The 12,898-nt window shown below is 56.7% G+C and carries 4 protein-coding genes; all 4 read left to right on the top strand.

All coding sequences use genetic code 11. The annotated features are described in order from the left end of the window. The first annotated feature begins 208 nt into the window (after positions 1-208). Entirely contained in the window at positions 209-3,697 is a 3,489-nt protein-coding gene (locus JAO32_RS14975; protein WP_334241808.1) for a TonB-dependent receptor, read from the top strand. A 369-nt stretch (positions 3,698-4,066) separates the two neighbouring features. Further along, a complete protein-coding gene (locus tag JAO32_RS14970) occupies positions 4,067-7,411 on the top strand; it encodes a TonB-dependent receptor (RefSeq protein ID WP_334241807.1) in 3,345 nt (1,114 codons plus the stop codon). A gap of 349 nt (positions 7,412-7,760) precedes the next feature. Further along, positions 7,761-11,114 (top strand): carboxypeptidase-like regulatory domain-containing protein, encoded by a 3,354-nt coding sequence (locus JAO32_RS14965; RefSeq protein WP_334241805.1) that lies wholly within the window; start codon positions 7,761-7,763, stop codon positions 11,112-11,114. A gap of 116 nt (positions 11,115-11,230) precedes the next feature. Then, complete coding sequence (locus tag JAO32_RS14960) at positions 11,231-12,880, top strand: M28 family peptidase (RefSeq protein ID WP_443082602.1); 1,650 nt, start codon at positions 11,231-11,233, stop codon at positions 12,878-12,880. The last annotated feature ends 18 nt before the right edge of the window (positions 12,881-12,898 follow it).

Here is a 12,898-nt window from a genome sequence, read left to right as displayed (position 1 = left end):
CGAGAGATGGTGAACGACTACGCTTTTTGCTATCCCGTAGTGTATTCACGGGATGTTCATATAACGGCCCCGCCGGCGTCTTACCTCCCCCCGATAAGCGAGGAAGATAGCCAGCCCCCCACTTGCGCTGACTGTTCCACGGAACCCCCGATGGTTTCAGCTGCGTTTGACGGTCCCCTTAGCAGCAACATTTCTGGAGGCAGTACCCATGATGAATCGCAGGACGCAAGGTGCCTGTTGGGGCTTAGCCCTGATTGCGCCGCTTGCCCTTTCCGCCACGCTCGTTGCGCAAGATGTGAGTGGTTCTATTTCCGGTACCGTGCGTGATGCCAGCGGCGCCGTTATTCCCAATGCCACGGTGAAACTCACGAATACGGATCGCAACCTGGTGGTGCGTACGCTGACCACCGGCAGCTCCGGAACGTACAGCGCCCGTTCCCTTCCCCTGGGCAACTACACGGTTGAGGTTTCTGCGCCGAGCTTCGGCACGCAGACGGTAAACGGCATTGTGGTGCATGTAAACGATGCCCTGACCATCAATGCCGATCTGAAGGCAGGCGGCGGCAATGAAGCCGTGACCGTGACCAGCGAACAGCAGTCCATCAACCTGGAGAACGCGACGCAGGCCGGTTTGATCAACGGCACGCAGGTGCGTGAGTTGGTGCTGGGAACGCGTAACTATGAGCAGCTTGTTGGATTGCAGCCCGGTGTTTCTTACAGCGGCGGCGACCAGATCTACATTGGCAACAGCAGCCCGAACGGCGCGACGAACGTTGTGAACTTCAGCGTGAACGGTTCACGTACCAGCGGCAACGCATGGACGGTGGATGGCGCGGATAACGTGGATCGCGGATCGAACTATACGCTGCTGACCTATCCCTCGGTCGATGCGATTGCTGAGTTCAAGACGCTGCGTGGACAGTACTCCGCAGAGTTTGGACGCAGCGCCAGCGGCCAGATCAACGTGGTGACCAAGAGCGGCACGAACAGCCTGCACGGCAGCGCGTATGAGTTTGTTCGCAACGATGTGTTCAACGCGAACGATGTGCTGAACAAGTTGACGACGACACCTGCTGGTGCGACGAAGACGACGAGTCCACGCAGCAAGCTGCGCTACAACGACTTTGGTTACACCATTGGCGGACCGCTGTTTATTCCGAAGGTGTATGACGGCCGCAAGCACAAGACGTACCTGTTCTTCTCGCAGGAGATTCGTCGCGTGATCACGTATAAGCCGGTGACGCTGACCGGTGTGCCGACGATTGCAGAGCGTGGCGGCACGTTTGCAGCACCTGTCTGCGTGGCTGTGAGTCCCACTGGTACCTGCACCACACAGAACACGAAGGTGACGAACTTCAGTCCGTTGGCCCTGGCGTATGTCAAAGACATTTATGCCGGCGTTCCGGCTCCGGATAACACGGGCACGCTGGTGACGCCGCCGTTGCAGAACATCTTCAATGCGAACCAGCAGATTGGCCGCGTTGATCAGAGCTTTGGCGACAAGGTGCAGGTGTTCTTCCGCATCATCAACGACAGCATTCCGACAGTGGAACCGGGCGGTTTGTTCCAGGGTTCGGGTTATCCGGGTGTTGGCACGACCGCGACGAATGCTCCAGGGCGCATTTATCTGGGACATGCAACGTGGGTGATGTCGCCGACGTGGCTGATGGATGGCGGCTATGCGTTCTCGCAGGGCGCGCTACTGAGCGATCCGATTGGGTCGATGCGTAACTCGGCGTCGCCGGATGTGGCGGCTTTGGTTAAGCTTCCTTACCAATCGACACTGGCGCGCGTGCCGGGCCTGACGTTCACGGGTGGAACAGCGCTGGCGACGTATGGCCCGTACCGCGATTACAGCCGCAATCACAACATCTTCCTGAACGTGACGAAGACGCTGGGGCCGCACACGCTGCGCTTTGGCGTGAACTACAACCACTACGAGAAGAAGGAGAACAACGCCAGCGCGAATGCGGGTTCATTCACCTTTACCGATGCGGGTGTGCCTACGGGTCAGTTGTCCTATCGGCAGAGCTGGGCGAATTTCCTGACTGGCTTTGTGACGACGTTCTCGCAGGCCAGCTATGACGTGACGCCGGACATCAAGGTGAACCAGTTCGAAGGCTACTTCCAGGATGACTGGAAGGCGACGCCGCGTCTAACGGTAAACCTGGGCATTCGCTACTCGAAGTTTGCGCAGCCAATTGATGCGAACCATCAACTGACGACGTTTGATCCTTCGTTGTATGTGGCGGCGAATGCTCCCACAATCGATACGACGAATGCCGGTAACCTGTGCGTTGTCGGTGCGCCATGTACTGGCACGACGCCGAATCCGAATGCGAATCGGTTGAACGGCATCAGCATCAACAGCGGATCGAGCCAGGCGGCCACCTCTCCTTATGGCGACAAGGTGGGCAAGAGCGACAACCTGAACTTCGCCCCTCGCCTTGGCTTTGCGTACGACGTGTTTGGCAATGGCAAGACGAGCGTGCGCGGCGGCTACGGCATTGCGTATGACTCGGCTCTGTTCGGCATCTACGAACAGAACATCTTCCAGAACATTCCGTATGTGCAGTCGCCGACGATTTCGAACACAAGCTTCGATAATCCGGCGGCTGTGGCAGCGAATGTGAGCTACGCGGCTCCGGTGTTGCGCGCGACATCGCCGAAGTTCCGCACGCCGTACAACCAGCAGTTTTCGCTGGGTGTGCAGCAGTCGCTGGGCTGGGGTGTGACGACGGACGTCAGCTACGTGGGTAGCCATCAGGTTCATTTGATTGGACTGGTGGATATCAACCAGCCTGCACCCGGTGCGTTTGCTACGCCAGGTGTGGGTACGGCGAGCGGTGGTTATTACACAATCAACACGACGACGATTAACAAGATTAACCAGATTCGTCCGTATCGCGGCTATGGCGTAATCAATAGCGTGCTGCCGATCTTCGACGGCAACTACAACTCGCTGCAGATTGGCGGGCGGAAGTCGTGGAAGCATGATTCGCTGGTGAGCGTGAACTATACGTGGTCGCGTGCGCTGACGAATGCGAATGCTGACCGTACGGGTGCGCCGCAGATCTCGTCGCGTCCGGACCTGGAGTACGGCCGCAGCGCTGCGGATCGTACGCACATCTTCAACTTCAACGCGGTGTACGCACTGCCCTTCTTCTATGAGCAGAAGGGTTTTGTGGGACACCTGCTGGGTGGATGGGAGGTTTCGGCGCTGGGCTACTTCAACAGCGGTCTGCCGCTGAACGTGACCACCAGCGGTCTTGATCCGGCGGGCGTGGGCGTGATCGTTTCGTCCAGCGCGGCGAGCGGACGTCCGGACCAGGTGGCGAACCCGAACGTTGCCAGCGCAACGAGCGGTCCGATCCACACGCGTCAGCACTGGTTCAACATCAATGCGTACCAGGCGGTTCCGTTGGGGCAGTATCGCGGCGGCAACTCGCAGCGCAATGGCGTGAACGGGCCGGGATGGTGGCGTGTTGATCCGGGTGTGTTCCGGAACATCCGCATCTGGGAGAACGTGAACCTGCAGCTTCGCGGGGAAGCGTTCAACATCTTCAACCACACGAACCCGGACACCATCAGCACGAGTGGCCTGATTACTGCGAGTGGCTATAGCAGCACCGCGGGTAATATCACGGGCTATCGCGATAAGCGCATTCTGCAGCTGGGCGCGAAGCTGGTGTTCTAACAACTGTTCCAAAATGGACATAGCAAGAGGGAGGCGCTTCGGCGTCTCCCTCTTTGTTTGTCATTACATTCCTTAACTGAAATGGTTCGTTTTGCGAACGAATTTTGCCTTCAGCGTTCGAGATTGCAACGTATTCAGTGCAAGCAATCGAAAAGATAAATTTTTTGCGAAATGAGTGGTTGCATTGTGAACGTTGTTTGAATAGGGTGATATCTACCTTGTCAATTCAGATGTTCTGTCGTTCCTAACCGCCCCCGCAGCGCTGGCAGTCAGCGTTACAGGAGGTTTTGGTCCGCCATGGGATACGTGTATCTCGTCGCAGACCCATAGGTTCGGGACGACCCCCAGGCAGCAGGAGAGAAGAGCACCATGAGTATGTTCACTAAGAGGCCTCACCTGGCGCTGTTTGCGTCAGCAGTATTGGTAAGTAGCGTAACGGCAGGTGCACAGACGTATCGCGGCGGTATCGGCGGTACGGTGGTGGATGCGTCCGGGGCAGCGATCCCGCAGGCGAAGATTGTTCTGAAGAACACGGAAACTGGCGAAACACGTACGACGAACAGCACGCAGGCTGGTACGTATGTGTTCCAGGATCTTCAGCTTGGCACGTATGCGGTGACGATCTCCGCTGCTGGCTTTGGCGATCTGACACTGAACAAGATTGATGTAAACCCGGGTGCTGTGACCCCGGCGAATGGCAAGCTGTCTGTGGGCAGCTCGGAAGTTGTAGTTGATGTTGCTGCGGATACCACTTCAGAGATCCAGACGCTGTCGACGGCGAATAATGCGGTTATCGGAAGCAAGGCCGTCGCGGAAATTCCTCTGAATGGCCGTAGCTTTATCTCCCTTCTGACGCTGGCTCCTGGTTATAACGCGAATGGCTCGCTGAATGGCTCCCGTAGCAACCAGATCAACTATCAGATCGACGGTACAGACAACAACGACATCTGGCAGGGCGGCACGGCTGCTAACCAGGGCGGCGTTGGTCCTATCGCTGGTGTCACGCTGCCGATCGAAGCGATTGATCAGTTCTCGATTCAGTCCTCGGGTAGTGCGGAATCGGGCCACAGTGCCGGTGGTCTTGTGTCACTGGGCCTGAAGACTGGTACGAACAGCTTCCATGGTTCGGCTTACTTCTATGGCCGTAGCGAATTCTTCGCAGCGAATGACTTCTTTGCGAAGACTGGCGCTCGCAAGACGAAGACTCGTAACCAGCAGTTCGGTGGCTCCATCGGCGGTCCGGTGTTCAAGGACAAGCTGTTCTTCTTCACGAACTATGAACGCCAGGCGTACGGCATTCAGCTCTCCAGCAACTCGCTCACGGAGCCCGGTGCAGCTTATGTAACGCAGGCCACTCAGTTGCTGGCTCGTCACGGCATTAACACGGTCAATCCGCTGTCGGTGAACTTGCTGCAGGCTCTGTGGGCAGGCGGTAATGCTCCCGGCCTTGCTGCGAACGTCAGCAACTATGTGGAAACCCACCAGCGCCACGGTTACAGCGACAACTTTGTGGGCAACCTGAACTACATTCTGTCGCCGAAGCAGACCATTCGTCTGCAGGCTTTCGTGGGTACGGGACGTCAGGCAGAACCTGCGAACACCACAAGCACGTACTGGTATTACCAGGTGGCTCCGGACATCACGCAGAGCTTCTCTCTGTCTGACAACTGGGCACCGACGGATCGTTTGTCTAATCAGGTGATCATTGCAACCGGTATCTTCAACCAGACGTTCAACGATCTCCGTCACGACTTCAACATGCCGGGCCTTGGCCTGAATACGGGTGTGACGAACCCGGCGCTGTTCGGTGCTCCGTCCATCACGTTGGGCAGCACCTTTGACACGGTAGGTGTCACGCAGCCTCTCGGACGTAAGGACTACACCGGTCACATCACGGATACAGCGACATGGGTAAAGGGCGCGCACCAGATCCGCTTCGGTGGTGAGTTCCGTCGCAGCTACATCGATCTGCAGTATCAGAGCGGTGTGCGCGGCAACTTCACCTTCAACGGATATGCTTCGCAGAACACAACGCTTGGTCCCGGTGTAAGTGGTTGGTCTTCCAACAAGAACGTAGCCCAGGTGTGCGGAGGCCCCGGAACCGTCAACGCGGATTGCGGCGGCGTCAATGATGCGCAATACATCGGCACGCATACGGAAGTGCTGGCCTTGGCAGACTTCCTGAACGGCACCTACTTCTCGGGGTCATTTGTTCAGGGCACCCTGCGTCGCGATCTGTATCGTACGGACCTCACGTTCTTCCTCCAGGATCAGTTCAAGGCGAGCTCGAAGCTGGTGTTGAACTACGGTGTTCGTTATGACTACTTCGGTGCCCTATCTTCAACGGGTCCGCTGTCGATCTGGCGTCCCGGCGCTACGGGTGCTGACGCGAACGGCCTGATCAAGGTGGGTACACCCGGAAATCCCTCCACCTATAGCCCGAGCAAGGTGAACTTCTCTCCGCGTGTTGGTGTTGCGTTTACGCCTACCGACAAGCTGGTGCTTCGCGCCAGCTATGGCATCTACTTCGATGCGCCGCCGTTCAACGGTTTCGGCAACAACGGCAGCATTGCTACTGGCAGCACGGCGACCGGCCTGCAGGCGAATCCGTTCGGTGGTGTGCAGAACGTGTCGCTTGGCGTGGGCACATGGCAGACGAACCAGTACGTTTGGGCGAGTGCCGCTGGCGCCTCCAACTATGGCTTGTTCTCCGTCAACCCGAATCTGAAGACGGCTTATTCTCAGAACTTCAACCTGGGCACGGAATATCAGCTCAGCCGCAACACGGTTGTTACGCTGGGATACGTAGGCTCTACGGGAACACACCTGTATGGTCTTCGTGATGCCAACCAGGCTGCACCCGGTGTAGGCACCTCCGCTACTGCGCTGATTCCGCGTCGCCCTTGCTACATCAACAAGTGCGTTGCGAACTACGCTTCGATCGGTCCGGTGCAAGAAGTTGCAAGCTGGGGAGCATCGAACTACAACTCCCTGCAGGCAACCATCAAGTCCAACAACTGGCATCATCTGACGAGCCAGCTCTCCTGGACGTATGGCCACTCGCTGGATAATGGTTCGGGCTTCCGCAGCACTGGCCCGATCGATTCCAACAACCTGGGTCTGGACTACGGAAATGCCACCTTCGATATCCGCCACACGCTGAACGGATACCTTGTGTGGGAAGTTCCGCAGTTCACGCAGCATCTTGCTCCGCTGACTGCAGGTTGGCAGACGACTCTGAATGCCCAGCTGCATACCTCGGCACCCATCAACATCACCGTTGGCGATAACACCGGTCTTGGTATGAACAACAAGGACCGCGTTAACTACAACGGCGGTGTGTACAAGACGGGCAGCCGTAGCATCCAGACCAACTCAGACGGCAGCAAGTACATCCAGTACTGGGCGGCTGCTGCAGCGAATACGGTTATCAGCGTTCCCACCTACGGATCGCACGGTAACGTGGGCCGCGACTACTTCCGTGGACCTGGCTTCTACGTCATCGATGCAGCACTGGCGAAGAACACGACGATCTATGAGAACGTCAAGTTCCAGTTCCGCGCGGATCTGTTCAACCTGTTCAACATCCTGAATCCCAGCACGCCGACGACGAGCCCCACCAGCTCACAGTTCGGTCGCATTACGAGTGCGCCCACTGGTATCTCTTCGGGTGCTCCGTTCAACGTTCAGTTCGCCGGAAAGATCATCTTCTAACTTCGGCGTACCGAAACAAATCAAGCCCGCATGGCTTTCAAGCCGTGCGGGCTTTTTCTTTTGTCGCTCTGTCCTGATTCGGGAATGCTTCGCGATGTTGTGTTGCAGATGCGGTGCAATGCGACGGGAGTGTAAGAAAAATATGAAAGTTACTTAACTTTATCTCTTGCGTCGTGGCGCTTTAACGGTTACTGTGGGCCTATCGTACAACCTTTTTCACCGGAATGACGTTCCGGGCTTGCGCTTCGCCCTGTTTCACGCGGCGTAAACGCACTCTTGTATCTGCCCACAGGCGCAGTTTGCATAGACGCCATTGGGCCGACTTTTGCAGGACCTCAGGGAGACTCAGATGACCATGTATTCCAAGCGCAGCAGCTTTTCGTACGTAAGGCGCGGCAGCTTTGCATTGGCAGCTTCGGCTGTCCTCATCGGCAGTGCTGTTGCAGGGGCTCAGACATTTCGCGGAACGGTGAGTGGCACCGTTACAGACAGCACGGGGGCGATTGTTGCGAATGCCGCCGTGGAGTTGAAGAATCCTGCGACAGGCGCAGCGATTCAGAGCAAGACAAATGGCGCTGGCAACTATAGCTTTCCGGAAATTGCGCCGGGCAAATATGAGTTGACGGTAAGCGCTCCGGGTTTTGCCACGCGCAAGGTATCTGACATTGATGTGCAGGTGACGAAGGTTGCCACGATCGATGTGCCGTTGAGCGTTGGCGCAGAGAGCACGATTGTGGATGTGGCTGCGGGCAACACAGTTGCGCCGGATACCGAGTCGAGCGCACTGGTGACTGTGGTGGATAACAAGGCGGTTGCCGAACTGCCGTTGAATGGCCGTGACTTCACGCGATTGGTGCGTTACTCACCGGGTGTGGCTGCGCTCTCCAACTCAGTGAATGGATCGCGTACGGCTTCGATCAACTTCCAGGTGGACGGCGCGGATAACGTGGATGCGTGGCTTGGTATTGTGGCTTCAAACCAGGGTGGTATCGCGAGCGTTGCCGGTGGTCTGATTCCGATTGAAGCGATCGATCAGTTCTCCATGCAGAGCGGCGGCGCTGCTGATCAGGGCCGTAATGCTGGCGCAAACAGCAACATGGTGTTGAAGTCCGGCACGAACAATCTTCATGGTGACGTGTTCTACTTCGATCGCAATGAGTTCTTTGCGGCCATCTCGCCTGTAGCTCCTGTTGGTAGCCGCAAGCAGTTCCTACGCAATCATCAAGGCGGCTTCACACTTGGTGGACCGGTCTGGAAAGACAAGACGTTCTTCTTCCTCGCGGGTGAAATTCAGATTGCGAAGATCAACACTGCTTTGACAGATACGGTGCTGACGGACTCGTGGATTGCGGGTGCTACGTCGTTCATGAATGCGTGGCGCGGTGGTCTTGCCAGCTCGCCGCAGGTGAGCCAGCTCAGCACGAATCTGTATGGTTTGCTGTTCCCTGCCAATTCAAAGGGCGGCGCTGCGACGACCAGCAACTACTTCGCGCAAGGCACAACGAACTACAACTCATATAACGGCATCATTAAGCTGGATCACCACTTTGGTGATAAGAACACGTTGAGCCTGCGCTACCTGGGCACGACGGGTAAGCAGACTGCACCGACGGGTTCGTACTACGCGGACTACTACCAGACTGCACCGATGCACATCCACAACTTCTCCGTGGTGGACAATCACATCTTCTCCAGCAAGATCCTGAATCAGTTGACGCTGGGTGTGAACTACTTCCTGCAGACGTTTAATGATGCCAACCAGAACTTCTTCCCACAGGCGAAAGCCGGTTTGAACCTGGGCATTACGAATCCGATTGTGGCGCAGGGCGCGCCAACCATCAGCATCAGCAGCTTTGACATTACCGGCGCGACGCAGCCTTCAGGACGTACCGACGTAACCGGTCACATCACAGATTCGCTGCATTGGACGCTGGGGCGTCACCAGCTTGTATTTGGTGGTGAGTATCGTCGGGCTGATATTAATCAGCTTTACTTCTCGTCATCGCGTGGCACGTTTAACTTTGATGGCACGCGCGGTCCGTGGTTCCGCGCAACGAATGGCACTGGCGCAACAGGTTCCACGTGCAATGCCAGCTCGCTCGCCTATGCAGCGAGTCTTGGCTTTACTACTTCTGCAGCTTGCAACAACCTTGCTTACATTGCAGACTTCCTCGCAGGTCAGCCGACGGCATCGTCCGGCGCACGGTTGTTGCAGGGCAATGCGCAGCGTGTGTGGTTGATGAACACGGAAGAGGCGTGGGCCGCCGATACCTTCAAGGTGAATCCGAAACTAACGTTGAACCTGGGTGTGCGCTACTCGGTTCCGGGCGTGATTCATTCGCAGGTGGATGATACATACAGCTTCCGTCCAGCGAGCGGCTCGAATGCAGCCGGATTCTATAAGCCGATGTACAACCAGTACTACGCTTCGGTTGCGCCGCGTATTGGTTTTGCGTACTCGCCACGCGAAGATAACTCCACTGTCATTCGCGGCTTTGTCGGACGCTTCTACGATACGGTTGCGATGAGTGCCTTTGCCTCTGGCACCACGGGTAATGGTGGCGCGGCGTACTCGCAGAACAATCCCGCAGGGCCTGATGCAGCTGCCATCTATATCAACAATGCAGTGAGCTGGCAGGTGGGCGTGAATCCATTCGTTGGAGCGGCTGCTCCTACGGTTGGCGCGGTTGGTGTCGATCCGAGCATCCGCATGCCGTACGCGGATGAGTTCAACCTGAATATCGAGCAGCAGGTCGGCAAGAAGACACTGATGACGGTAGGTTATGTTGGAACGCTCGGCCGTAACCTGCTCACTTACTTCGATCTGAACCAGCCACTGGCCAGTGGTTCGACAGCCTACAACCCACGTCCCTATGCAACGCAGACATCGTTTGTGAATGAGAATGCCGCGTTCGTTGGTGGCGCACTTGCAGGCATTAACCAACTTCGCGGATCTGCCACATCCAACTACAACGCTCTTCAGGTTAGCGTACGTCAGGCTGAGTGGAAGGGATTCTCCGGCAACCTGAACTACACATGGAGCAAGTCCATGGATACCAGTTCTGCAACCGGAACGCCCATGAACAGCTACAACCTGAAGGCGGATTACGGTCCGAGCACGTTCGATGGCCGTAACAACGTGAACGGCTATGTGTTCTACACGGTGCCGCAGTTCTTCCATGCGATGCCGCGTGTGACGAAGGGCTTCCAGTTGAATGCGTCGTTCCAGTATTCGTCTGGCTTGCCGCTGAGCCCGACGGTGAGTACGGATAACAGCCGCACGTACCAGTTGAAGGATCGTCCGAATGTGAATGCCGGCATCAATCCTTATACGGGTCTGCAGTTGGCCACAAGCACCAGCACTGGACGTCAGTATCGCTGGATGCAGAACGGCGGAGCATTCACTGCGGCTGCTGTCGGCACGTATGGCAACATGCGTCGCGACGCGTATGTTGGCCCGAACTTCCGGACGGTTGACTTCTCCCTGTTCAAGCACACGCCGATCACAGAGAAGATCAACACGGAGTTTCGTGCTGAGGTATTCAATATTTTCAACTTCAACAACTATGCCAATCCGAGCGTGAGCAACATCAGCAGCAGCACCTTTGGTTTGATCACCAATACTCGTAACGGCGCATCGGCTCCGGGTATTGGATTTGGCGAACCGTTCAACGTGCAGTTTGCCTTCAAAGTCACTTTCTAAAAATAGTGACTAGCTGAAACAATGGCCGGGCCCGTTTCGTTCTGTATCTATCGACAGAATGCAGCGGGCTCGGGTGCTTTTCAGAGCATCCATGCGCTTTTGCACCTTCAGGGGAGATGACAGTGATTCGTTTAAGGAACAAGCTGGCGGCGGTTGCGTGCGCGGCCGCAGTGGTGATGGGACAGGGTTCGTTCGCGCAGGAAGCCGGCGGCGACAAGGTGGATCTGACTGCGTTGAACGCGATCAAGCGCGAGGCGTTTGAGCGTTCGCAGGTGATGGAGAATCTGTATTACATGAGCGAGGTGTACGGCCCGCGTGTGAACAACAGCCGCAATCATCGCGCTGCGGCTGAGTGGGCCATGAAGCAGATGAAGGAATGGGGTCTGCAGAATGTCCACCTTGAATCGTGGGGCCCGTTCGGCTACGGATGGCAGATCAAGAAGTTCTATGGAGCGTTGGAGACACCTGCGTATGCATCGCTGATTGGATTCCCGCTGGCGTGGACGCCGGGTACGGATGGGCCTGTGACGGCGGAAGCCGTATGGGCGCCGCTGCATACCGAGCGTGATTTTGAAAAGTACAAGGGCAAGCTCAAGGGAAAGATTGTTCTGATCTTTGATCCGCGTGAGCTGGAGATGCACACCGAAGCAGAAGCCAAGCGGTTGACTGATGCCGAGGTGATGGCGCGCACGGTGGTGAATGATGTTTCGCGCAGCGGCTTCGGTGGTGCGCGTCCGGGTGCTGCCGCTCCGCGTCCCGGTGACATTACTCCGAGCACGACTTCGACTGCAGCCGCCAGTGGCATGGTGTTGCGCAACAAGATCAACAAGTTCCTGAAGGACGAAGGCGTTGCTGTTGCGATTACGCCGGGCTACAACGGCGATGGCGGTACGGTCTTTGCATCGTACGGTGGTTCGCAGAATCCGAATGATCCGGTTGGCCCGCCGATGGCTGCGATTACTCCAGAGCAGTACAACCGCGTGGTTCGTCTGCTGCAGCATGGTGAGCATCCGAAGCTGACGTTCGACATTGCTGTCGATTATCAGAAGGATGATCTGAATGGCTTCAATGTGATCGGTGAGATTCCGGGCACGACGAAGCCGGATGAAGTGGTGATGGTTGGCGGTCACTTCGATAGCTGGCAGGGTGGCACAGGCGCAACTGACAACGGCACGGGATCATCCGTGGCGATGGAAGCGATGCGTATTCTTGCCACCATTAAGAAGCCGATGGCGCGTACGGTGCGTGTGGCTCTGTGGGGCGGTGAAGAAGAAGGTCTCTATGGATCGCTGGCGTATGTGCAGAAGCACTATGCACCGCGTACCACGATGGTGAAGACGCCGGAGTATGACAAGCTGGATGTCTACTTCAACGACGATTCGGGTTCCGGTCGCTTCCGTGCAGTATCGGCGTTGGGTTCTGATGAGATGGCGTCGATCTTCCGTTCGTGGATTGAGCCGATCAAGGATGTGGGCATCATCGCGGTGACGGGACAGACTGCGGGTGCGACGAAGGCTCCGGGTGGTACGGATTCCACTTCGTTCTCGTGGATTGGCCTGAACGGTATTGGCTTTATGCAGGACCCGCTGGAGTATGGCACACGCACGCATCACTCCAACATGGATCTTTATGACCGTGTGCAGAAGGGCGACGTGATGCAGGGCTCGATGATTGAAGCGTGGTTTGCATATAACGCTGCGACGCGTGCAGAGATGCTTCCACGTATTGAAACGCCGAAGCCTGATCCGACGGCGAAGGGTTTCTAACTAGTTCCTCCAAGGAGA

Source organism: Terriglobus sp. ADX1, from assembly GCF_036877645.1.
Taxonomy (GTDB): Bacteria; Acidobacteriota; Terriglobia; order Terriglobales; family Acidobacteriaceae; genus Terriglobus.
Note: the sequence above shows the minus strand (reverse complement) of the source record. Positions and strands in the feature narration are given on the sequence as shown.